At 62.9% G+C, this 20,453-nt stretch carries 24 protein-coding genes and 1 tRNA gene; 16 read left to right on the top strand and 9 right to left on the bottom strand.

Features of this window, described 5'->3' with window-relative positions; all coding sequences use genetic code 11:
- Positions 1-82 precede the first annotated feature (82 nt).
- The 8 genes from fliD to queE all read left to right on the top strand — a co-directional run bounded on the left by fliD (position 83) and on the right by queE (position 7,304).
- On the top strand, positions 83-1,477 hold the full coding sequence (gene fliD / locus ASE85_RS17485) for a flagellar filament capping protein FliD (protein WP_056691431.1): 1,395 nt from the start codon (positions 83-85) through the stop codon (positions 1,475-1,477).
- Positions 1,478-1,496: 19 nt separating this feature from the next.
- Positions 1,497-1,895 (top strand): flagellar export chaperone FliS, encoded by a 399-nt coding sequence (locus ASE85_RS17480; protein WP_056691428.1) that lies wholly within the window; start codon positions 1,497-1,499, stop codon positions 1,893-1,895.
- 175 nt (positions 1,896-2,070) lie between these two features.
- Positions 2,071-3,267 (top strand): aspartate aminotransferase family protein, encoded by a 1,197-nt coding sequence (locus tag ASE85_RS17475; RefSeq protein WP_056691425.1) that lies wholly within the window; start codon positions 2,071-2,073, stop codon positions 3,265-3,267.
- Positions 3,268-3,369: 102 nt separating this feature from the next.
- Positions 3,370-4,296 carry an ornithine carbamoyltransferase gene (gene argF / locus ASE85_RS17470; protein ID WP_056691422.1) on the top strand — a complete coding sequence of 309 codons (927 nt, stop codon included), beginning with the start codon at positions 3,370-3,372 and terminating at the stop codon, positions 4,294-4,296.
- A gap of 123 nt (positions 4,297-4,419) precedes the next feature.
- Positions 4,420-5,325: an Hsp33 family molecular chaperone HslO gene (hslO, locus tag ASE85_RS17465; protein ID WP_056691419.1), complete on the top strand. Its 906-nt coding sequence runs from the start codon at positions 4,420-4,422 to the stop codon at positions 5,323-5,325.
- A gap of 191 nt (positions 5,326-5,516) precedes the next feature.
- A complete protein-coding gene (locus ASE85_RS17460; RefSeq protein WP_156358414.1) occupies positions 5,517-5,891 on the top strand; it encodes a DUF3617 domain-containing protein in 375 nt (124 codons plus the stop codon).
- 59 nt (positions 5,892-5,950) lie between these two features.
- A complete protein-coding gene (gene queC, locus ASE85_RS17455) occupies positions 5,951-6,643 on the top strand; it encodes a 7-cyano-7-deazaguanine synthase QueC (RefSeq protein ID WP_056691413.1) in 693 nt (230 codons plus the stop codon).
- Between the two features lie 13 nt (positions 6,644-6,656).
- Positions 6,657-7,304 carry a 7-carboxy-7-deazaguanine synthase gene (gene queE, locus ASE85_RS17450; RefSeq protein ID WP_056691409.1) on the top strand — a complete coding sequence of 216 codons (648 nt, stop codon included), beginning with the start codon at positions 6,657-6,659 and terminating at the stop codon, positions 7,302-7,304.
- A 6-nt stretch (positions 7,305-7,310) separates the two neighbouring features.
- Here the strand turns inward: queE and ASE85_RS17445 are convergent, their stop codons facing one another.
- The 3 genes from ASE85_RS17445 to lipB all read right to left on the bottom strand — a co-directional run bounded on the left by ASE85_RS17445 (position 7,311) and on the right by lipB (position 9,145).
- Positions 7,311-8,003 (bottom strand): hypothetical protein, encoded by a 693-nt coding sequence (locus ASE85_RS17445; protein WP_056691406.1) that lies wholly within the window; start codon positions 8,001-8,003, stop codon positions 7,311-7,313.
- 87 nt (positions 8,004-8,090) lie between these two features.
- Positions 8,091-8,378, bottom strand: coding sequence for a hypothetical protein (locus tag ASE85_RS17440; protein WP_056691402.1), 288 nt, complete (start codon positions 8,376-8,378; stop codon positions 8,091-8,093).
- A gap of 59 nt (positions 8,379-8,437) precedes the next feature.
- Positions 8,438-9,145, bottom strand: coding sequence for a lipoyl(octanoyl) transferase LipB (lipB, locus tag ASE85_RS17435; protein WP_056691399.1), 708 nt, complete (start codon positions 9,143-9,145; stop codon positions 8,438-8,440).
- 77 nt (positions 9,146-9,222) lie between these two features.
- Between lipB and ASE85_RS17430 the strand changes: the two genes are divergently transcribed.
- Positions 9,223-10,038, top strand: coding sequence for a hypothetical protein (locus ASE85_RS17430; RefSeq protein WP_056691396.1), 816 nt, complete (start codon positions 9,223-9,225; stop codon positions 10,036-10,038).
- A gap of 5 nt (positions 10,039-10,043) precedes the next feature.
- Here the strand turns inward: ASE85_RS17430 and ASE85_RS17425 are convergent, their stop codons facing one another.
- From ASE85_RS17425 to ASE85_RS17415, 3 genes are read right to left on the bottom strand one after another with little or no spacing between them, the layout of a single operon-like run.
- The gene (locus ASE85_RS17425; protein ID WP_056691394.1) at positions 10,044-10,634 is read right to left on the bottom strand and encodes a GNAT family N-acetyltransferase; all 591 of its coding nucleotides are present in this window, start codon (positions 10,632-10,634) and stop codon (positions 10,044-10,046) included.
- Positions 10,634-11,524, bottom strand: coding sequence for an oxygen-dependent coproporphyrinogen oxidase (gene hemF, locus ASE85_RS17420; protein ID WP_056691391.1), 891 nt, complete (start codon positions 11,522-11,524; stop codon positions 10,634-10,636). The genes ASE85_RS17425 and hemF overlap by 1 nt, the downstream gene beginning before the upstream one ends.
- Positions 11,521-11,991 (bottom strand): tRNA (cytidine(34)-2'-O)-methyltransferase, encoded by a 471-nt coding sequence (locus tag ASE85_RS17415; RefSeq protein ID WP_082462911.1) that lies wholly within the window; start codon positions 11,989-11,991, stop codon positions 11,521-11,523. The genes hemF and ASE85_RS17415 overlap by 4 nt, the downstream gene beginning before the upstream one ends.
- Before the next feature lie 194 nt (positions 11,992-12,185).
- Between ASE85_RS17415 and petA the strand changes: the two genes are divergently transcribed.
- The 5 genes from petA to ASE85_RS17390 all read left to right on the top strand — a co-directional run bounded on the left by petA (position 12,186) and on the right by ASE85_RS17390 (position 16,639).
- Positions 12,186-12,752, top strand: coding sequence for a ubiquinol-cytochrome c reductase iron-sulfur subunit (petA, locus tag ASE85_RS17410; RefSeq protein WP_056691384.1), 567 nt, complete (start codon positions 12,186-12,188; stop codon positions 12,750-12,752).
- A gap of 11 nt (positions 12,753-12,763) precedes the next feature.
- The gene (locus tag ASE85_RS17405; protein ID WP_056691381.1) at positions 12,764-14,056 is read left to right on the top strand and encodes a cytochrome b; all 1,293 of its coding nucleotides are present in this window, start codon (positions 12,764-12,766) and stop codon (positions 14,054-14,056) included.
- A gap of 15 nt (positions 14,057-14,071) precedes the next feature.
- A complete protein-coding gene (locus ASE85_RS17400) occupies positions 14,072-14,923 on the top strand; it encodes a cytochrome c1 (protein ID WP_056691378.1) in 852 nt (283 codons plus the stop codon).
- Between the two features lie 89 nt (positions 14,924-15,012).
- Positions 15,013-15,549 carry an adenine phosphoribosyltransferase gene (locus ASE85_RS17395; RefSeq protein WP_056691375.1) on the top strand — a complete coding sequence of 179 codons (537 nt, stop codon included), beginning with the start codon at positions 15,013-15,015 and terminating at the stop codon, positions 15,547-15,549.
- Between the two features lie 166 nt (positions 15,550-15,715).
- Positions 15,716-16,639, top strand: a complete 924-nt coding sequence (locus ASE85_RS17390; RefSeq protein ID WP_235523604.1) for an endonuclease/exonuclease/phosphatase family protein — start codon at positions 15,716-15,718, stop codon at positions 16,637-16,639.
- On the opposite strand, the gene ASE85_RS17385 is transcribed toward ASE85_RS17390, so the two are convergent.
- Positions 16,594-17,256 carry a 5'-methylthioadenosine/S-adenosylhomocysteine nucleosidase gene (locus ASE85_RS17385; protein ID WP_056691370.1) on the bottom strand — a complete coding sequence of 221 codons (663 nt, stop codon included), beginning with the start codon at positions 17,254-17,256 and terminating at the stop codon, positions 16,594-16,596. The genes ASE85_RS17390 and ASE85_RS17385 overlap by 46 nt on opposite strands.
- Before the next feature lie 108 nt (positions 17,257-17,364).
- Here ASE85_RS17385 and ASE85_RS23200 point away from each other — a divergent pair, with 108 nt between their 5' ends.
- Positions 17,365-17,517, top strand: coding sequence for a hypothetical protein (locus ASE85_RS23200; protein WP_156358413.1), 153 nt, complete (start codon positions 17,365-17,367; stop codon positions 17,515-17,517).
- A gap of 67 nt (positions 17,518-17,584) precedes the next feature.
- Here ASE85_RS23200 and ASE85_RS17380 read toward each other — a convergent pair.
- A tRNA-Val gene (locus tag ASE85_RS17380) sits at positions 17,585-17,659 on the bottom strand.
- Between the two features lie 129 nt (positions 17,660-17,788).
- On the opposite strand from ASE85_RS17380, the gene ASE85_RS17375 reads away from it, so the two are divergent.
- Complete coding sequence (locus ASE85_RS17375; RefSeq protein WP_056691366.1) at positions 17,789-19,120, top strand: dicarboxylate/amino acid:cation symporter; 1,332 nt, start codon at positions 17,789-17,791, stop codon at positions 19,118-19,120.
- A gap of 181 nt (positions 19,121-19,301) precedes the next feature.
- Here the strand turns inward: ASE85_RS17375 and ASE85_RS22650 are convergent.
- A protein-coding gene (locus ASE85_RS22650) for an IS630 family transposase (protein ID WP_156358420.1) occupies positions 19,302-20,365 on the bottom strand; the annotation gives its coding sequence in 2 pieces (ribosomal slippage) (positions 19,302-19,871 and positions 19,874-20,365; 1,062 coding nt in all).
- Between the last annotated feature and the right edge of the window lie 88 nt (positions 20,366-20,453).

The raw sequence follows: 20,453 nt of genomic DNA, 5'->3' as shown, positions 1-20,453 counted from the left end.
CAACCGACCCGAACCTCGTCGCGAAAATCATTCCTAAAGATGTTGCCGCTACCGCCGTTCTATCCCCTGAAAGGAAGATGGCATGACCGCGGTAGGCAGCAGCATTTTGACAGCACTCAATGCCGGGTCGGGCATCGACACTTCGGCGTTGGTGTCCAGCCTCGTCAGCGCGACCCGCGAGCCCAAGCAGACGGCGATCACCGATCGCCAGTCGCTCAACAGCTCGCGTATCTCTGCCCTGGCCTCCGCCATCAGCTCGCTCGATACCTTTGCCGACGCGCTGACCGAAGTATTGTCCGGCGCGGCCTATACCGGCGCGGCGTCGTCGAACGACGCCAGCATCGCATCGGTCACATTGCTCAGCGGCGGCAGCCCCAGCGGCCTGCCCGCCCAGTTGACCGTCGAGCAGCTTGCAACTGCGCGTGTCTACTCCTCCGCCGCCACCAGCGGTGCGACCGGTACTACCGCGATCGGCACCGGCAGCTTCACCATCACCAATGCGGCGGGCGAAGCCACCACGATCACGCTGGATTCGACCAACAACACATTTGCTGGTCTGGCATCGGCCATCAACGCCGCCGACACCGGCGTCACCGCTCGCGTCGTCACCGACACGCAGGGTACCCGCCTCGTGTTCAAGGGCGAAACAGGCGCGGCCAACGACTTCACGATCAGCGCCAGCGCCGACGATGGCAGCAGCATCTTGGGCGGCATGAGCTTTACCAGTTCATCCACCGCGCAAAATGCCAAGGTCACGCTCGACGGCGTCGCCTATGAATATGCCAGCAACACCGTCGATGACGCGATCCCCTATCTGCGGATCGATTTGAACAAGGCGTCGCCGGGCACCAGTGTGACCTTGTCGATGAGCCAGCCGACCGCAGGGCTGTCGGACCTGCTCAAGGAATTTGTCGAGGCCTATAACACGCTGATGACGGCGCTGAACACGGCGACGGCCACTGGCGCGGACTCGTCCAGTTCCGGCGTGCTGAACGGCGTGGCGGGGGTGCGCGACATGAAGCGCCAGCTATCGGGCATCACCTCGACCCAGCTTGCATCGACCGGCACCTACAAGACCCTGGCCGATATCGGCGTCTCGACCAATCGCGATGGTACGTTGAAGCTGGACACCACCCGGCTTGCGGCCGTGATGGAAGCCGATCCGGAAGCCATCACCAACATGGTCAATCCCAAGGCATCGACTACCGCCAATCCAGGTCTGTCCGCGCTGATGGATACGGTTCGCGACAATATCCAGAAGGACGATGGTCCGCTCAAGACGGCGCAGAAGCGCTATGACGCCCTGTCCGAGGAATTCACCAAGCAACTTGAAGACCTGGACGAGAAGATGGCCAATTACGAGGAACATCTGACCAAGGTCTATTCCGCCATGGAAACGCGGCTCTCCGCGCTCAAGGCGACACAAAGCTACCTCGAACAGCAGATCGAGGTCTGGAACAATAGCGGCAATAATTAATCGGGGACGGAAGCAGACGATGTTCTACAATCAGGGTTATGCAGGCGCCAGCGCGGCACGCCGTTACGCAGCGGTCCATTCGGGCAGCCGTACCGAAGGCGCGACGCCGCACGCATTGGTCAAGATCCTGTTCGACGAGTTGCTGCTGGCGCTTGAAGCGGCGGCGCTGGCCGAACGGCAGGGCGACCGGATGAAGGTGTCCGACAAGCAGGCGCGCGCCATGTCGATCCTCTTCGCGCTTGAATCGAGCCTGGACTTCGACAAGGGCGGCGACATTTCGGTCGGCCTGGCGCAAATCTATCGCGAAGCCCGCCGGCTGCTGCTGGTCGGCGCCAAGGACCGCTCGGCCGGGCCGGTCGATCAGGCGCGCGACATCATCGCCGAAATCGCCGAAGCCTGGGGCCAGATCGGCCGCTGATACGGGGCTGATACAGGGCTGATACGGGGCGCGAGCGCCCCTCCGGGCGGGGTTGCGCCCCCAACATGCCGCTTGTATAGGCGGTGCTCGCGAAGGGCGGCCCGGCGGGGGCCGCCTTTTTGCGTTGTACCCAATGCGCACAGGACGCGCAGCATCACCCAGAAAGGGAAGGCTCATGTCGATTACGCCGCTCATGCCCGTTTACCCCCGGTGCGATGTCCGTCCGGTGCGAGGCGAGGGCTGCTACCTGATCGGGGAGCGCGGCGAACGTTATCTCGACTTCGCCAGCGGCATCGCGGTCAACCTGCTGGGTCATGGCCATCCCCGGCTGGTGCAGACCATCGCCGATCAGGCCGCGACGCTGATGCACATTTCCAACCTCTACGGATCGCCGTTGGGGGAACAATTTGCGCAGAAGCTGGTCGATAAAAGTTTCGCCGACACCGTTTTCTTCACCAATTCGGGGGCGGAAGCGGTGGAGTGCGCGATCAAGACCGCGCGCCGCTATCACTTCGCCAATGGCGAGGCGCATCGGCACAAGATCATCAGCTTCGACAACGCCTTCCATGGCCGCACGCTGGGCACCATCTCAGCGACCAGCCAGCCCAAGATGCGCGACGGTTTCGAGCCGCTATTGCCCGGCTTCCAGGTCGTGCCCTTCAACGATCTCGACGCGGCGCTGGCCGCGATCGACGACAACACCGCCGGCTTCCTGCTGGAGCCGGTGCAGGGCGAAGGCGGCGTGACCCCGGCGACGCAGGACTTCCTCAAGGGCCTGCGCAAGGCGTGCGACGAGCATGGCCTGCTGCTGATCCTGGACGAGGTGCAGTGCGGCTATGCCCGGACCGGCACTTTTTTTGCCCATGAACAATATGGCATCACGCCAGACGTCATGGCTGTGGCCAAGGGCATCGGTGCGGGCTTCCCGCTCGGCGCCTGCCTTGCCACCGAGGAAGCGGCCAAGGGCATGGTGTTCGGCACCCACGGCTCGACCTATGGCGGCAATCCGCTTGCCATGGCGGTGGGCATCACCGTGCTGGAAGAAGTGCTGGCCGACGGGTTCCTGGATCAGGTGACGGCCATGGGCGCACGTCTGCGTTCGGCGCTGGAGCAGCTCATCCCCAATCATGACGACATGTTCGAGGATGTACGCGGCATGGGCCTGATGCTGGGCGTCAAGATGAAGGACGCCTATGATGCGCGCACCTTCGTCGCCCATCTGCGCGACCACCATGGCCTGCTGGCGGTGTCGGCCGGCCAGAATGTGCTGCGCATCCTGCCGCCCCTCGTCATCGAGGAAAGCCACATCGCCGAGTGTATCGAGAAGATTTCCGCCGGCGCGCGGACCTTCGCCGAAGCCAAGGCGGCTTAAAGCCAACCTCCGTTCGCTCTGAGCCTGTCGAAGGGCCGTTCTTCTTTAAAGGACGGCGCGGGCTTCGACAGGTTCAGCCCGAACGGTTGTGGGGGTAATGATATGACCAAGCATTTCCTGAATCTCACCGATGCGGGCGGCGACGCTATCGCCGCGATGATCGCCGACGCCATCGACCGCAAGGCGGCGCGGGCGGGTAAGCCCAAGGGCTGGGTGGACGCGGACGCACCGCTCGCCGGCCACACGCTGGCCATGATCTTCGAGAAGAACAGCACGCGCACCCGTGTCAGCTTCGACATGGCGATCCGCCAGCTTGGCGGCACGTCGCTGATTCTGGAGGGCGCGACCAGCCAGATCGGCCGTGGCGAAACCATTGCCGACACGGCACGCGTGCTCAGCCGCATGTGCGATGCCATCATGATCCGCACCGACGATCATGCCAAGATCGAAGAGATGGCCGCCTATGCCAGCGTCCCGGTCGTCAACGGCCTCACCGACCTGTCGCATCCCTGCCAGATCGTCGCCGACCTGCTGACCGTGGTCGAACATGGCGTGGCACTACCCGGCAGCCAATGGGCCTGGTTGGGTGATGGCAATAATGTCCTCCATTCGATCGTCGAGGCGGCGGGTCTGCTCAAGTTCGACGTGCGCATGGGCATTCCCGAGGGCTATGATCCCGATCCGTCCTTTGCAGCGGCGGCGCAGGCGGCCGGATCGACCATCACCCTGACCCGCGATGCGGCGCAGGCGGTGGCGGGTGCCGATGTGGTCGTCACCGACACGTGGATCTCCATGGGGCAGACCCATGCCGAAGCCAAGCTGGCGGCGATGATGCCCTATCAGGTGACACCAGAACTGATGGCGGGCGCCAAGGCCGATGCCAAATTCCTCCATTGCCTGCCCGCTCACCGCGGTGAGGAAGTGGTCGAGGCGGTGATCGACGGTCCGCAATCGCTGATCTGGGATGAGGCGGAAAACCGCATCCATGCCCAGAAGTCGGTTCTGCTCTGGGCGCTTGGAAAGTTGTAGGCGGACCTTATATTCGGGCGAAGTTTCCCGTTCGCCCTCGGAATCGTCGGGGCCTGTCCTGCGCTGAAGAGCGAAGGGCGGGCCTTCGCGGCTTTCAGGACGGCGGGATCGGAAGGAAATATCGTGACCAGTCCCCATCTCGACCACGCCCTCGGCTTTACCATCCCCTCGCGACATGCGCGCGGCCGCCTCGTGCGGCTGGGGCCGGTGCTCGATCAGGTGCTTGCCGCTCATGCCTACCCGCCCGCGATCGAGCGGCTGCTTGCCTCCGCTTTGGTGCTGGCGGCGTTGCTGGGGAGCACGCTCAAGCAGGCCAATGGCCAGTTGACGCTACAAGCGCAGACCGAAAATGGCGTCGTCAGCCTGCTGGTTGCCGATTACAAGGATGGCGCCCTGCGCGGTTATGTGAAGTTCGACGCGGACCGGCTGGCGGAGCAGGGGGCGGACCCGACCCTGTTCGGCCTGTTCGGCAAGGGCTATCTGGCCATCACCTTCGACCAGGCCGTATCGGGTGAACGCTATCAGGGCATCGTTCCGCTGGAGGGGCAATCTCTTGCCCAGGCGGCGGAACATTATTTCTTCCAGTCCGAACAGATCCCCAGCATCATCCAGATCGACACGCGCCATGATGCCGGCGCGGGCTGTATCGCCGCGGGCTTGCTGCTCCAGCATCTGCCGGAGGGTGAAGTCGGGCGCGAACGCCTGCATGTGCGCCACGATCATCCCGAATGGGAACATGTTCAGGCGCTGGCCCAGACGCTGAAAGCGGAAGAACTGACCGATGATGCGCTGCCGCTGACCGATATCCTCTGGCGCCTGTTCCATGAGGAGGATGAGGTGCGTGTTTCCGAAGCGGCGCCGCTCGCGAAGGGCTGCCGCTGCGACCTTGGCCATATTCGCGATGTGATCGGTCGTTTCCCCGCCAGCGAGCGTGCGGAGATGGCGGATGAAAAGGGTATTATCGGCGTTGACTGCGCTTTCTGTTCGCGCCTCTTCCCGCTGGCGCTGGACAGTTTTGCTGCGCATTGACGGCAATCGTTTCGCTAACGATATTTGTAATTGGGGCAGTTGCCGCAAGCCGCGCTATGAAAAAGCCGCAATTGGCCGGCATGGCGTGACGCGAGCGATGGGCGCTCCGAAACATTTTGAAATCGGCAACGGGATCGGACGGAATCATGAAGAGGGCGGGACGGCACGCGCTCGGCGTGCTTGCGGTAGGTATGACGATAGTGGCGGCGCCAGGCGCTGGCGTTGCTGCGGCGGGCTTGTCCGCACCCCAGGCGCTGCAAGCTTTGGAAGCCGGCGAGTGGGAATTGCGAGGTCTGGGAGAAGGCGCACAGACGCGCAAGCTCTGCATCAGCGACTTGCGCCAGTTGCTCCAGGTCCAGCACGGCCGAACCTTGTGCCGCAGTTTCACCGTCAGTGACAGCGCGCATGCCGTTACGGTTATCTATGACTGCGCGGCGGCTGGCAATGGTCGCACCGATCTGCGGGTCGAAACCACCCGCCTTGTGCAGATTCGTTCGCAGGGCGTGGCCGATGGCGCGCCCTTCGCTTTCGCGGCCGAAGTCCGACGGATCGGCGACTGTTCATGATCTGCCGCTCGTTGCGCCTCATGCTTGCGCTGCGGCGCAACGAGGCGTAGCGCGGGGCCATGGTTGCCAAAGAAGGAAAATTCGCTGTCGTCCTGCTCTCCGGCGGGCTGGATTCCATGGTCGCGGGCGGGCTCGCGCGTGAAGCGGGCTATCGCATCTTCGCGCTCTCGATCGACTATAATCAGCGCCACCGCGTCGAACTGCGCGCCGCTGCGCGCATCGCCGAATCGCTCAACGCCATTCGCCACATCGTCCTGCCGCTGGATTTGACCGCCTTTGGCGGGTCGGCGCTGACCGCCGATATCGCCGTGCCCAAGGGCGGCGTCGGGGAAGAAATTCCGGTCACCTATGTGCCGGCGCGCAACACCATATTCCTGTCGCTGACGCTGGGGCTGGCCGAGGTGGCGGGAGCCAGCGATATCTTCATTGGCGTGAACGCGCTCGACTATTCGGGCTATCCCGACTGCCGGCCGGAGTTTATCGACGCTTTCCAGAAGATGGCGACGCTGGCGACCAAGGCCGGGGTGGAGGGGCATCCGATCCGTATCCAGACGCCGCTCCAATATATGAGCAAGGCGGACATAGCCCGCGAGGCCCATCGGCTGGGCCTGGATGCCGGCATTAGCTGGTCCTGCTACGACCCTACGCCCGACAACAAACATTGCGGCCTGTGTGACAGTTGTCGGTTGCGGTCGAAGGGCTATGAGGAAGCGGGCCTGCCCGATCCCACCATCTACGCCGCGCGACCCTGAAAGGCGGACGGCGATGGCTTATGCGGTCAAGGAAATGTTCCTGACCCTGCAAGGGGAGGGCGTGCAGGCCGGACGGCGTGCGGTGTTCCTGCGTTTTGCCGGCTGCAACCTGTGGAGCGGTCGGGAACAGGACAGGCGTGACGCCGTTTGCCGCTTCTGCGACACGGATTTTGTTGGAACGGATGGGCTTGGCGGCGGCAAGTTCGCCGATGCCGATGCACTGGCCGACGCCGCGCTCGCCTTTTGGGGTGAGGGCGTCGCAGGTCATTATATCGTGCTGACCGGCGGTGAGCCCATGCTCCAGGTCGACGATGCGCTGGTCGATGCGCTGCATGCGCGCGGCTTCACCATCGCGATCGAAAGCAACGGCACCTTGGCGGCCCATGCCGGAATCGACTGGATCTGCATCAGCCCGAAGGCGGGCAGCGACGTGGTGCAGCGGTCCGGCCACGAATTGAAGCTGGTTTGGCCGCAGCCCGATGGCGGACACAGCCTGAACGATGTGGCGGCGATGGAGGGATGGGCTTTCGAGCATCATCTGCTCCAGCCGCTGGATGATCCTCACGCGGCCGACAATGCCCGCGCCGCGATCGCTCTGGTCATGGAGCGACCGCAATGGCGGCTGACGGTACAGGCCCATAAATATCTGGGCCTGCGCTGAACCTGATCAGGGCGTCACGCCAGCCTTGTCGTTCCATGCCTGATGGCAGACGGGGAGCAACACGCCCTTTTTCCAGCATTTGGGATCGAAGGATGGCAGGGCGACGTTATAGTCATAGCCTGGCGTACCATAATATTGCTCCCCTGCCGCGATGAGCGATTTTTTGATCGGCCCAAGTCCGACGCGACCCACTTCATGGAGCGTGCCGCGATCGGCAAAGATGGCCTGCCGGCCGACTTCCGCAGTCGTCTGGCAGAATCCCTTCTGCGCCTGCACCGTCGAATAGCTCGAATAGATGCGGGTATTATACATGTCGGACGCAGACTGACCTGCCTTGCCTTTGCCGACGGTGCGCTGGAAATAGCCGAGCAGCGCGGCCTGTGCCACATCCAGTTCCGCGTCATGATGGGCGATCATGGCGTTGTAATTGCTGGTCGACAGCAGGGTCGGCTCGAACTGGCATTGCAGCGCCGCGACATTGAGCGCGGCGCGCAGGTTCCAGGCGAGGCCCGCCTTGATTTCCGCCGGCGTGGCGCCGGGCAGGCCGAGTGCTGTCGCGGCGGCCGCATCGGTCAGCGGCGGCGCGCTCATGTCGGGCGGGGACCAGAAGAATTGGGCCGATGCCGGCTGCGCCATCATCGGCGCGATCGCCAAAGTCAGACCGGCGAGCGCGCGGCGCAACGGGAAACGCGAAATCATCTATTACTGCCTCTCTGGAAAGGCGTCGGAACCGGCGCCCTCATTCCGTCCGGCCCCTTGTACCAACCCTGAACGATCGCGCCAGCCCTACTGGTCTGACAGGACTTCCGCTTCCTGGGCCGGCGCTTTTTCCGGCGCGGGCCTGGCTGGCGCGCTGCTATTGTCCGCGCTGTTGTTGCCGGGCAGGGCGACGGCAGTGCCTTCGCTCTGTACGCCGTCAAGATCGGTCATGGCGTCGGTTGCGGTGCCGTCCACCACTTCCATATCTTTCATCTGTACCTTGTTGCCGCTCTCTTCCTTGCCGCCGCAAGCCGCCAGCGGCAGGGTCGCGGCGATCAGGGTCAGGGTAGAGAGTATATTTGCGCCAAAACGCATCCGGGTTTCCTTAAACGATGGGTGCCCGGCAATTCCCCCGCCCGGCGAAAGCGGCAAACCTAACGGCCTATGTCACATTGCTCAACCCCCGCGCCACAGCGCCTGAGGCTGGCAAGAAAGGTCGGGAAATGCGCCTTGAGCGCCGAATCCAGCGCTGGCATCGACGGATTGCCGCCGAGGGCCGCGATGCTGGTAACGGGATATTCGCTGATGCCGCATGGCACGATGCCCCCGAAATGGGACAGGTCGGGATCGACGTTGATCGAAAAGCCGTGCAGCGTGACCCAGCGTCGTACCCGGATACCCAGTGCGCCGATCTTGGCCTCGCGCCCCTGCGGATCGTCGGTCCAGATACCGATCCGACCCTCTGCCCGGCGGGCCACTATGCCCAGGTCGCCCAGCGCCGCGATCATCCAGCCTTCCAGATGATGCACGAAATTGCGGACGTCCTTACCGCGTTCGCGCAGGTCGATGTTGAGATAGCCGATCCGCTGCCCCGGTCCATGATAGGTATAGCGTCCGCCGCGTCCCGCATCATACACCGGAAAGCGCGGGTCCAGCAGTTCAGCCGGATCGGCGCTGGTTCCGGCGGTGTAGAGCGGCGGATGTTCCAGCAGCCAGACCCGCTCCTGCGCCTCGCCCTCGTAAATGGCGGCAGCGCGCGCTTCCATTTCTGCCAGAGCGCCCGGATAGTCGACCAGGCCGGGATCGACCCGCCATTCGACGGAAACTGGGAAGGCGGTGGGATCGGAAGAAACATCGGACATGGGGCGCTTCCTTGACTTGGGCGGGCCGAGCGATCAAGTCTCGCGCCGCATTTTCAGCATGAGGCAGGCACATAGATATGGCGACAATGTCGATCGGCAAGGCGTGGGAACAGGCGGTGGCCTTCGTCGCGCGCGAGGCGACCTTGCTCTTCCCCGTGGCCCTGCTGTTCGTGGCACTGCCGGGCCTCATTCTCCAGGAAATGATGCCCTCCGAATTGCAGGCCTGGTTCGCCCAGCCCAAGCCGGACACGATTCCGGCCATGCCAGCCAGTTTCGGACTGGCGATGCTGGTGACTATCCTCCTCATCTGGTTCGGCTCGCTGACTCTGTTCGCGCTGGCATTGCGTCCCGGCATCAGCGTGGGGGAGGCGCTGCGCCTCAGCTTCGCACGCCTGCCGGTGCTGATCGGCACGGCGCTGGTCGTCCTGGGTGTCGTGGCCGGTATATTCGTGGCGGCCGCACTGATCGGCGTCCTATTGTCTCTGGCGTCGAAACAACTGGCGGCCGGGATCGGCCTGTTGCTGGGTTTCGGTGCGGCAGGTCTTATCTTCTTCGCCAGTATCCGGCTCGTGCTGCTCAATCCGGTGGTGATTGACATGCGGCTTGGCGTCATGGATTCGTTGCGACAGGCCTGGGCTTTGACCCGCGGTTATTTCTGGCGCCTGTTCGGCTTCTTCATCATCGTCATGCTGCTGTCCACGATCGCCGGATCGGCGGCGCAGGCCATTATCGGTTCGCTGGGTGGGCTTGCCGGCGGGCCTGACGTCGCGCGACTGGCGGGGGGGCTCGCGGGTGCGGCGGTGTCCAGTATCGTTCAGGTCTATATGCTCGTGATGCTGGCGCGCCTCTATCGGCAGGCGCAACCGCAGGATGTCTCGGATATATTCAGCTGAGTGGCCTATCGCATGCCCAGCAACGGCACATGGGGCGCGGCCTCGCTCGGTAGCACGCCTGCCAGCCGCGGGTCGGCGAAGGTTTCGATTTCGCGCCCATAGGCGGTGAAGCCTGACCGGATGTAAAAGCCGAGCGCTGCCGGGCTGTCCAGCGTACAGGTGTGGACCCAGAAGCGCTCCACGCCCTTGCGCCAGGCGAGCGACCTGGCCTGTGCCATCAGCCAGCGGCCCAGCCCCTTGCCGTTCAGTTCCGGCACGAGTCCGAAAAAGCTCAACTCGCAATCGGGCGGCGAGCGGAAATCCAGTTCCAGCAAGCCGACTTCGGTCCCGCGCGGATCAGTGACCGCATAGACCTCCACCGCTGGATCATGAAGGATCGCCGCCAGGTCCGAATCGGCCATTACCAGCCGCGAAAACCATAGCCAGGGCGCCCCGACGCGGCGGAACAGGGTGCGATAGGCATCCAGATCCGGTCGCCTCCACGGCACCAGCCGCAGCGGTGTGGGCGGGATCGGGGCTGGCTTCGGTCGTTCCAGCATCTCCAGATGGGTGACGACCGTCGCCACCATGCCGGGTTCGACCGGAAGGAAGGGCATCAGTTCCAGCTCGCCATCGGTGGCAGGCTCATCAGGATCGCATCGATATTGCCGCCGGTCTTGAGGCCGAACAATGTGCCGCGATCATGGACCAGGTTGAATTCGGCATAGCGACCGCGCCATTCCAGCATGGTGCGATAGTCTGCTTCGTTCCACGATTCGCTCATGCGCCGTCGCACGATCGGCGGGAAGGCGTTGAGAAAAGCGTCGCCGACCGCACGGGTGAAGGCGAAATGCGCGTCGAACGCGGTATCGTCGGCGCACTCCAGATGATCGTAGAAGATGCCGCCGACACCGCGATGCACATTGCGATGCGGGATGAAGAAATATTCGTCCGCCCACGCCTTGAAGCGTGAATAGTGATTTGTGTCATGTGCGTCGCAGGCACCCTTCAGCACATCATGGAAATGCGCTGTATCTTCGTCGCGCGGCAGGGGCGGGTTGAGATCCGCGCCGCCACCGAACCAGCTTTTGGTCGTCATCAGATAGCGGGTGTTCATATGCACGGCCGGAACATGCGGATTGGCCATATGCGCGACCAGGCTGATGCCGGTGGCGAAGAAGGCGGGATTGTCGGCCGCGCCATGGATGGTCTGGGCAAAGCCGGGGGCAAATTCGCCACCGACGGTCGACACATTGACGCCGACCTTCTCGAAGACCTTGCCCTTCATAACACCGCGCACGCCCCCCCCGCCTTCACCGGGCGCCTGCCCTTCGGCTTCGCGATCCCATGCGGTGAAATCGAAACGCGCATCGCTGCCCGCTTCCCGCTCGATCGCCTCGAACTCGGCGCAGATCCGGTCCCGTAGCGATTCGAACCATGCGCGCGCCGCCTGCTGTCGGGCGTCCAGCGCGAAGGGGACGGCGGGAATCGGATTGCTGACGGTCATTCGGGAAACTTTCCGGTCTGGCGAAGGGCTTCGGCGACAGCGATGCCGGTGGAAACGGCGATGTTCAAGGATCGAAAACCCGGCGCCATCGGGATGCGAATGCGGATGTCCGCCAGATCGCGCACGTCGATCGGTACGCCGGCGCTTTCCGATCCCATCAGCAGCACGTCGTCGGGCTGGAACTGCACTTCCGGCAATTTCTGCGAGGCGTGGGCGCTCATCAGCAGCAGGCGGCGGCCCTGCGCCCGCCGCTCCGCATCGAAAGCGGCAAAATTGGCGTGTCGGGTGACGTCCGCGGATTCCCCATAATCCATCGCCGCGCGTTTCAGGCGGGCGTCGGAAAAGGCGAATCCGGTGGGCATGATGATGTCGACCGGCACCTGAAAGCAGGCGGCCAGGCGCAATATGGCGCCGACATTGCCGGCAATCTCCGGTTGATAAAGGGCGATACGCATAGGTTGCGCCATAGTCGATCAAGAGCATTTGCAATAGGCTAGGTGATATTGCGACTGGCAAAGCGGGCGCAGTGCGGTTATCACGCCCCTCGAACCACGCCGGGGGGAGGCGGGTCGACCCTTGGTCGAGTGCCCAAAACCCTTGATAATCAGCGCCGGCAACGGCATTCCGGTGTGACAGGGAAGTCTTGCAAGGGTAGAGGTGCATGGCGAGCGTTGAACAGATAGACGGTACGGGTCCATCCGGCGAAGATGGCGTACGCCGCCGGGATTTTATCAACATCGCCGCAGTGAGCTTCGCCGGGGTCGGCGCGGTCGCTGTGGTCCTCCCACTCGTCGACCAGATGAATCCCAGCGCCGACGTGCTGGCGCTGGCATCGGCTGAGGTCGATCTTTCGGCAATCCAGCCCGGTCAGGCGATCAAGACCACGTTCCGCAGTCAGCCGCTGTTCGTGCGCCAACTGACGCCGAAGGAAATTGCCGAAGCCGACAAGGTCGATCCTTCCACGCTGCGCGACCCGCAGACGCTGGAAGAGCGCACCGTTGACGGCAAGAAGCAGTGGCTGGTGACCATGGGCGTGTGCACCCATCTGGGCTGCGTGCCGCTGGGCGCGGGCGAAGGCGAGAATCGCGGCGAATTCGGCGGTTATTTCTGCCCTTGCCACGGATCGTCCTATGACACTGCCGCCCGCATCCGTAAGGGGCCTGCCCCCAAAAATCTGGAAGTGCCGAAGTACAGCTTCACTTCCGACACCGCCATTCTCGTGGGTTGAGGGGGACCGACATGAGCTTTCCTTGGGCTGAGCAATATACCCCCAAGCATCCCGTGATGCAGTGGGTCGATGAGAAGCTGCCTTTGCCGCGCCTCGTCTACAACGCCGTCGGTGCTGGCTATCCGGTTCCGCGCAACCTCAATTATTTTTGGAACTTCGGTGTTCTCGCTGGCCTTGCGCTGGTTATCCAGATCGTTACCGGCGTCATCATGGCGATGCATTATGGCGCCAATGATCTGGTCGCCTTCGGCACCGTCGAACAGACGATGCGCGACGTGAATGCGGGCTGGCTGATGCGCTATGCCCACGCCAACGGCGCCAGCTTCTTCTTCATCGTGGTCTATCTCCACATCTTCCGCGGCCTCTATTTCGGCTCCTACAAGGCGCCCCGTGAAATGGTGTGGCTGCTCGGCCTCGTCATCTTCCTGCTGATGATGGCGACCGCTTTCATGGGCTATGTGCTTCCCTGGGGCCAGATGAGCTACTGGGGCGCGAAGGTCATTACCGGCCTGTTCGGCGCGATCCCGGTCGTGGGCGAGCCGATCCAGACCTGGCTGCTGGGCGGCTTCGCGCCCGGCAACGCCTCGCTGAACCGCTTCTTCTCGCTCCACTTCCTGCTGCCCTTCGTGATTGCGGGCGTCATCATCCTGCACATCTGGGCGCTGCATATTCCGGGTTCCTCGAACCCGACCGGCGTGGAAGTGAAGGGGCCGCAGGACACCGTGCCCTTCCATCCCTATTACACCGCCAAGGACGGCTTCGGCGCGGGCATCTTCCTGATCGCCTTCTCGATCCTGCTGTTCTTCGCGCCCAATTTCCTGGGGCACCCGGATAACTATATCGAGGCGAACCCGCTTTCGACTCCCGCGCACATCGTGCCGGAATGGTATTTCTGGCCCTTCTACGCGATCCTGCGCGCCTTCACGGTGGACTTCTTCTTCGTCCCCGCGAAGCTGCTGGGCGTGCTGGCGATGTTCGCGTCGATCCTGCTGCTCTTCTTCCTTCCCTGGCTGGACACGTCGCCGGTGCGATCGGGCAAGTATCGGCCGACCTTCAACAAGTTTTTCTGGATCCTCGTCATCGACGTATTGATCCTGGGCTGGTTGGGCGGCGCGCCGGCGGAAGAACCCTATGTCATGATGAGCCAGGTCGCGGCGGCCTATTATTTCGCCCATTTCCTGATTATTCTTCCGCTGATATCGCGCTTTGAAAAGCCGCTGCCGCTGCCCGGCTCGATCACCGAGGCGGTGCTGGCGAAATATGGCAAGACCGACGGCGAAACCGTCGCGGTCCCGGCCGAATAAGGGGTAGATAAGACCATGGTTCGCATTGGCGCATTCCTCGTCGGCCTCTTCTTTGCAGGCTGGCTGTTCATTTCCTTCCTGATCGGTGCGGTGGCATATGTCTCCGAACCGCCCGTACCTACGGTGGAACATGAGTTCCATGAGCCGGTAAAGCATGTCTCCTTCTCGTTCGACGGCCCCTTCGGCAAATATGACAAGCAGCAGCTCCAGCGCGGCTTCCAGGTGTTCAAGGAAGTCTGCTCCGCCTGTCACAGCCTGAAGTTCGTTGCCTTCCGCGATCTCGAGGCGCTCGGCTATAACGAGGCCGAAGTGAAGGCGATCGCCAAGCAGTGGGCGATCAAGACCCCATCGGTCGACCCCGCCACCGGCGAGGCGTCGACCCGTGACCCGGTCCCGGCCGATCACTTCCCCAAGCCCTTCGCGAACAATGTCGCGGCGGCGGCGGCGAACAACAATGCGATCCCGCCGGATCTGTCGCTGATGACCAAGGCTCGCCACCACGGCAGCGCCTATGTCTATTCGCTGCTGACGGGCTTCCAGGAACAACCGGCAGAACTGCTCAAGCATTTCCCGGATGCCAAGACGCCGGAGGGGCTGCACTACAACCCCTATTTCCCCAACCTCAACCTCGCCATGGCGCCCCCGCTGTCGGCCGAAGGTCAGGTGACCTATGGCGACGGCACCAAGGCGACCGTGGACCAGATGGCGCAGGACGTGTCGGCATTCCTGACCTGGACCGCCGAACCGAAGCTTGAGAATCGCCGCAGCGCGGGCCTGGCGACGATCATCTTCCTGCTGATCGCCACGGGCCTGGCCTATATGTCCTACCAGAATATCTGGGCGGACAAGAAGAAGGCGGCCGTCTGAAATCTGACGATCTGAGACAAAATGCCATATTTCATAGAGAATGGGCGCGGTTCCTTGAGGGAGCCGCGCCCATTCTCTATGGAGGCGGCATGAGCATCGACAGCCTGACGGCCCTGATCCGCACTATTCCCGACTTTCCAAAGCCGGGCATCATGTTCCGAGACGTGACGACATTGCTGGCCGATGGTCCCGGTTTTGCCGAACTGGTAGACCGGCTGGTCAACGTCGCGCGCCCGCTGGATGCCGACCTGATCGTCGGGATCGAGGCGCGCGGCTTCATCCTCGGCGCGGCGCTCGCCCATGCGCTGGGCAAGGGCTTCGTGCCGGTGCGCAAAAAGGGCAAGCTGCCGGGCAAGGTCGTGGGGATCGACTATGTGCTGGAATATGGCACGGACCGGCTGGAACTGCATGAAGGGCAGGTGCCCCAGGGCGCGCGCGTCATCCTGGTCGACGATCTGATCGCCACCGGGGGCACCGCTTTGGCGGCTGCGCAACTGTTGCGTGAACAGGGCGCGAGTGTCCTCATGGCGCTGTTCGCGGTCGATCTGCCCGATCTGGGCGGCAAGGCGGCACTGGAGGCCGACGGCGTCGCATCGCAGGCGCTGATCGTCTTCGAGGGCGAATAGGCCGGGCAGACCCATGGCGGCGCTACAGCGATGGATCAGGGGTATGCGGGGCACGGCGCTGGCATTTGCCCTGTTGACGACCGGTTGTGCCACGCCACTTCCCCGCCGTGCCCTAAGTTGCGCGGAGGCAACTCCGCCCATCTTCGCCGCACCGGATCGGGAGCGCGTGACCACGACCCTGTCGGTTCTAACCTATAATATCGAGGGTCTGGGCTGGCCCGCCCGATCGGGCCGGGCCCCCTCGCTGCGGGCCATCGGCGAACGACTGGCCGGCTTGCGCGCAGAGGGACGGGCGCCCGATGTCGTTCTTTTCCAGGAAATGTTCAGCGGCGCAGCCAAGCAGGCGATCGCCGCCACCGGCTATCCCGCCATCGTTACCGGCCCGCGCCGCACGACCCGCGCGCAGGGCGTAACGAAGGAGACGCTGCCCGGACGATCGCACATCAAGCGCGGTGAAGTCGGCCTGCACCTGACCGGCAGCGGCCTTGCCATCGCCTCGCGCTACCCGATCGTCCATGTCGATATGCACGCCTACGGCCGGCGCTCCTGCGCCGGGATCGACTGCCTTGCCAACAAGGGGATCATGTTGGCGCGCATCGCTATCCCCGGCGCGCCGACGCCGATCGACATATACGACACCCATATGAACAGCCGTGGCGCTTCCCGCGCGCCGGCTCACCGCAATCTCGCCGCCCATGATCGGCAATCGCTCGAAGCCTCCGTCTTCATCGACCGCAGCCATGATGACGCCTATCCGCTGATCTTCGGCGGCGATTTCAACATGCGTCATTCCGAAGATCGTTGGGAGAGTTTCTCTCGCTACCAGTCGCTCGACTTGGTCCATCGCGTCTGCGCCGATCCCGCATCGGGTTGCGATGTGCAGATGTCATGGGATGGCGACGAACCCTGGATGGACACGCAGGATCTGCATTTTTTTTGGCCTGGCGATACGGTTTCGGTTCACCCAATCCGCGTCGAGGCGATGTTCGACGGTGGCCCCAGCGGTCCCGAACTGTCAGACCATGACGGCTTTCTGGTGACCTATCAGTTGTCCTGGCCGCGCAGCGCCGTCATGAAAGGCGGCTGCTGACGGTTTAGCGCTTCAGGCAACAGGTCCACGACCTGCGCCAACCGCTCGTCAATCAGGCCGAGCAATTCCATCCAGCCATGGATATGGTCCAGTTCGCCAGGACCATCGGACACGCCGCGCAGCCCCATCAATGGCACACCGAACCGCTCACAGGCGCGCGCCACCGCAAATGTCTCCATATCGACCATGTCCGCGTCGATCGCGGCATAGTCATCGCCGCCCACCACATTGGCGCCGGTCGATAATCGGACCGAGGGGAGGGTGAGCGGCGTCACCAGCGGTACGTCGATCGGATGATCGGTGAGCGGCGTTACGCCCTTGGTAAAACCCAGGCGGGAGGCATCCATGTCGCGCCACGACACGCTGGCGATCTGGAAAATCTCGCCCAGCGGGCAGATGCGCGATCCGGCTGATCCCAGGGAGACGGCAAGATCGGGTCGAACCTGTTGCCGCTCCAACTCCTGTAATGCCATGCCGGTGGCGAGCGCCGCCTCTATCGGCCCGACGCCGGTCAGCAGTGGCGTGAAGCGCGCCCGCAGGTGCGGGCCATATTCGGCGTCCACCGCCATGACGAACAGCACCCGCTGCCCGCCGATCGTCTCGCATGCTGTCGCCATTCTCGCTCCGATCCGGCGCATTGCCAGTCTGTAATGTTCAGGACACCCCCGTGACATTGGCACAGGCTATAGTCGAGCCTGTGTTCGTCCCCTGAGTTGATCTTGCCCATGTCCGTTCTGATTTCGCTCCCCGCCCGCTCTTTCGATGAAGAGACGATTACCGCTGCCGACATAGTCGTCTGGGCAAAGGTCGAGCGTGCCCTGTCGGCGAAGCGCGAAGCCTGCCGCAAGCTGGGTGACGCCAAGGTCGCCTTGCGCTGATCTGCGGTTGGTCAGAAGCTGGAAAAGAGAAAGCCCGCCGCTTCATCGGAAGCGACGGGCTTTGTCATGGTGGGCGTGGCAAGGATTGAACTTGCGACCCCTGCGATGTCAACACAGTGCTCTACCACTGAGCTACACGCCCGCCGTGGAGGGGGCCAATAACGAGGGTCGGTGGCTCGCGCAAGCAGGAAATTGAAACGGGTCGATATTCTTCTGGACAGGGCAGGGGCCGCCCATATGCTGCGGCGCAAACAGGGGGACGCCAACCATCATGCTGCCATCGCCAAACTCGCCGGTTCAGGCGACGCCCCGGCTGCCTTTCTATCGTCAACTCTATGTTCAGGTGCTGGCTGCGATCGCGCTGGGCGTACTGATCGGCCATGTCTGGCCCGATGTTGGCAAGCAGTTGAAACCGCTGGGCGAAGCCTTCATCAAGCTGGTGAAGATGATCATCGCCCCGGTGATCTTCCTGACGATCGTTACCGGTATTGCCGGCATGAAGGAATTGGGGGCGATCGGCCGGGTCGCCGCCAAGGCATTCGGCTATTTCCTGACATTCTCAACTCTGGCGCTAGTGGTCGGCCTGATCGTCGCCAATTTCGTCCAGCCGGGCGCTGGCCTTAATATTGATCCCGCCACGCTCGATGCCGGCAAGGTCGCCGATTATGCGCATCAGGCGCATGAGCGCACCCTGACCGGCTTCCTGATGAGCATCATCCCGTCGACGATGGTGTCGGCGGTGGCGGACGGCAACATATTGCAGGTGCTGTTCGTGGCGATCCTGTTCGGCATCGCGTTGACCCTGATCGGGGACAAGGCGCAACCACTGATGACGGTGCTGGAATCGGCCAGTCACGCCGTGTTCAAGCTGGTGTCGATCCTGATGAAGGCGGCGCCGATCGGGGCCTTTGGCGCCATGGCCTTCACCATTGCCGAATATGGCGTTGGCACGCTTGCCAATCTGGCCGGGCTGGTTGCGACCTTCTACCTGACGTCGCTTTTGTTCGTGCTGGTCGTGTTGGGTGCAGTCGCCTGGGCGGTGGGCTTCAACATCCTGCACCTGATCCGTTATCTGAAGGCGGAACTATTGCTTGTGCTGGGCACATCTTCTTCGGAAGCGGCATTGCCCAGCCTGATCGAGAAGATGGAGCGGGCAGGGTGTCGCAAGTCGGTGGTCGGGCTGGTCGTGCCGACCGGATACAGTTTCAACCTCGACGGCACCAATATCTACATGACGCTGGCGGCGTTGTTCATCGCCCAGGCGTGCAATGTCGATCTCAGCCTGGAGCAGCAGATATTGCTGCTGTTGGTGGCGATGATCTCGTCCAAGGGTGCCGCGGGCGTTACCGGCGCGGGGTTCATCACGCTGGCGGCGACGCTGTCGATCGTGCCGTCGGTGCCGGTGGCGGGTATGACGCTGATCCTGGGTGTCGATCGTTTCATGAGTGAATGCCGGAGTCTGACCAACTTCGTCGGCAATGCCGTGGCGACGGTAGTGGTGTCGGCATGGGAAAAGGGGCTGGATCGCGAGCGCTTCAACGCTGCGATGGCGGGTCTTCCGCTTGACCCCACGCCTGATATGCAGGAGGTCGTGCCCGACTAATACCAATCTGCATTGATCACGACCCACGCGCCCATTTGCGGCGTCCGATGGTCATGATGCGCCATGGCTGATCGACCAGCCTGTTCCAGGCTTCGCAGCAAAGGTCGATGATATTGTCGTGGAATGTGAAAACGCGGTTGGATAGGCGCCGCTGCTGGCCATGNATACCAATCTGCATTGATCACGACCCACGCGCCCATTTGCGGCGTCCGATGGTCATGATGCGCCATGGCTGATCGACCAGCCTGTTCCAGGCTTCGCAGCAAAGGTCGATGATATTGTCGTGGAATGTGAAAACGCGGTTGGATAGCCAGTTATCGCGCATAAACTGCCAGATATTTTCTACCGGGTTGAGTTCGGGGCATTTGGGCGGCAGCGGAACGATGCTGATATTATCGGGTACTTCGAGCTTTCCGGTCATGTGCCATCCGGCTTGATCCATCAGCAACACGCCGTGGGCACCTGGTTCGATAGCGAGCGATATCTCCGCCAAGTGCAGCGACATGGTCTGGGTGTTGCAGAACGGGAGGACCAAGCCTGCCCCCTTGCCAAGCTCTGGGCAGATGGCGCCGAAGATGTAGGCCGATTTCGTTCTTTGGTCCTTGGGTGCCGACGGCCGCGTGCCGCGCCTGGCCCAGCGGCGGGTGATCTTGTTTTTCTGGCCGACCCGGGCCTCATCCTGGAACCAGACCTCTATCGGCGTGCCGCGCGGGAGGGCGACTTTGATCTTTGCCAGCTCGGCTGCAAAGCCCCCTTTTTGAAGTCCTCCATCGCATATTCATTCTGCGCATGGTGACGCGGGCGCGCCGTCAGTTTGACATAGCCCAGCTTCTTCAACGCCCGCCCCACGGTCGTTTCCGTCAGGGACACCCCGAACTCATCATGGAGCCACCGCGCCAGATCGATCAGTCGCCAGCGGACAACGCCATGGATCGCCGGTATCGGGCCGCTTTCAACGATCTCCGCAAGAGCCTGGCGCTGGGCATCATTCAACAAGGGGGGCTTGCCCGGCGCCTTGCCATCAAGGAGCCCATCAGGACCTCGATCATTGAATCGTACGACCCAGTCGCGCACGATCTGCAATGTTACCCCGCCGATCCGCGCCGCATCGCTGCGGCTCCCGCCATCATAAATTTCCGCTAACACCAGCAGCCTACGACCCTGGTTCGCGCTTCTGGTCGCGCGCGCCAGTCGTCTCAAGCCGGCCGCATCAAAGTCGTCCCGCATTCCGATCGCTGCACCCATGGCCATGCCCTCCAATCGGCACCCATAGAGTCAGAAATTTGCCGCTTTGGGAATCCCCACGTGAGTCAGTATCATGGGAGGTTGGTAT

This window comes from Sphingobium sp. Leaf26 (genome assembly GCF_001421665.1).
Lineage (GTDB): Bacteria > Pseudomonadota > Alphaproteobacteria > Sphingomonadales > Sphingomonadaceae > Sphingobium.
This window is presented reverse-complemented; position numbering and strand designations above follow the sequence as displayed.

Bases quoted from the DNA above. Each gene is read 5' to 3' on its own strand.
- fliD (WP_056691431.1), top strand. From the start codon at position 83: ATGACCGCGGTAGGCAGCAGCATTTTGACAGCACTCAATGCCGGGTCG.
- ASE85_RS17480 (WP_056691428.1), top strand. From the start codon at position 1,497: ATGTTCTACAATCAGGGTTATGCAGGCGCCAGCGCGGCACGCCGTTAC.
- ASE85_RS17475 (WP_056691425.1), top strand. From the start codon at position 2,071: ATGTCGATTACGCCGCTCATGCCCGTTTACCCCCGGTGCGATGTCCGT.
- argF (WP_056691422.1), top strand. From the start codon at position 3,370: ATGACCAAGCATTTCCTGAATCTCACCGATGCGGGCGGCGACGCTATC.
- ASE85_RS17460 (WP_156358414.1), top strand. From the start codon at position 5,517: ATGACGATAGTGGCGGCGCCAGGCGCTGGCGTTGCTGCGGCGGGCTTG.
- queC (WP_056691413.1), top strand. From the start codon at position 5,951: ATGGTTGCCAAAGAAGGAAAATTCGCTGTCGTCCTGCTCTCCGGCGGG.
- queE (WP_056691409.1), top strand. From the start codon at position 6,657: ATGGCTTATGCGGTCAAGGAAATGTTCCTGACCCTGCAAGGGGAGGGC.
- ASE85_RS17445 (WP_056691406.1), bottom strand. From the start codon at position 8,003: ATGATTTCGCGTTTCCCGTTGCGCCGCGCGCTCGCCGGTCTGACTTTG.
- ASE85_RS17440 (WP_056691402.1), bottom strand. From the start codon at position 8,378: ATGCGTTTTGGCGCAAATATACTCTCTACCCTGACCCTGATCGCCGCG.
- lipB (WP_056691399.1), bottom strand. From the start codon at position 9,145: ATGTCCGATGTTTCTTCCGATCCCACCGCCTTCCCAGTTTCCGTCGAA.
- ASE85_RS17430 (WP_056691396.1), top strand. From the start codon at position 9,223: ATGGCGACAATGTCGATCGGCAAGGCGTGGGAACAGGCGGTGGCCTTC.
- ASE85_RS17425 (WP_056691394.1), bottom strand. From the start codon at position 10,634: ATGCCCTTCCTTCCGGTCGAACCCGGCATGGTGGCGACGGTCGTCACC.
- hemF (WP_056691391.1), bottom strand. From the start codon at position 11,524: ATGACCGTCAGCAATCCGATTCCCGCCGTCCCCTTCGCGCTGGACGCC.
- ASE85_RS17415 (WP_082462911.1), bottom strand. From the start codon at position 11,991: ATGGCGCAACCTATGCGTATCGCCCTTTATCAACCGGAGATTGCCGGC.
- petA (WP_056691384.1), top strand. From the start codon at position 12,186: ATGGCGAGCGTTGAACAGATAGACGGTACGGGTCCATCCGGCGAAGAT.
- ASE85_RS17405 (WP_056691381.1), top strand. From the start codon at position 12,764: ATGAGCTTTCCTTGGGCTGAGCAATATACCCCCAAGCATCCCGTGATG.
- ASE85_RS17400 (WP_056691378.1), top strand. From the start codon at position 14,072: ATGGTTCGCATTGGCGCATTCCTCGTCGGCCTCTTCTTTGCAGGCTGG.
- ASE85_RS17395 (WP_056691375.1), top strand. From the start codon at position 15,013: ATGAGCATCGACAGCCTGACGGCCCTGATCCGCACTATTCCCGACTTT.
- ASE85_RS17385 (WP_056691370.1), bottom strand. From the start codon at position 17,256: ATGGCGACAGCATGCGAGACGATCGGCGGGCAGCGGGTGCTGTTCGTC.
- ASE85_RS23200 (WP_156358413.1), top strand. From the start codon at position 17,365: ATGTCCGTTCTGATTTCGCTCCCCGCCCGCTCTTTCGATGAAGAGACG.
- ASE85_RS17375 (WP_056691366.1), top strand. From the start codon at position 17,789: ATGCTGCCATCGCCAAACTCGCCGGTTCAGGCGACGCCCCGGCTGCCT.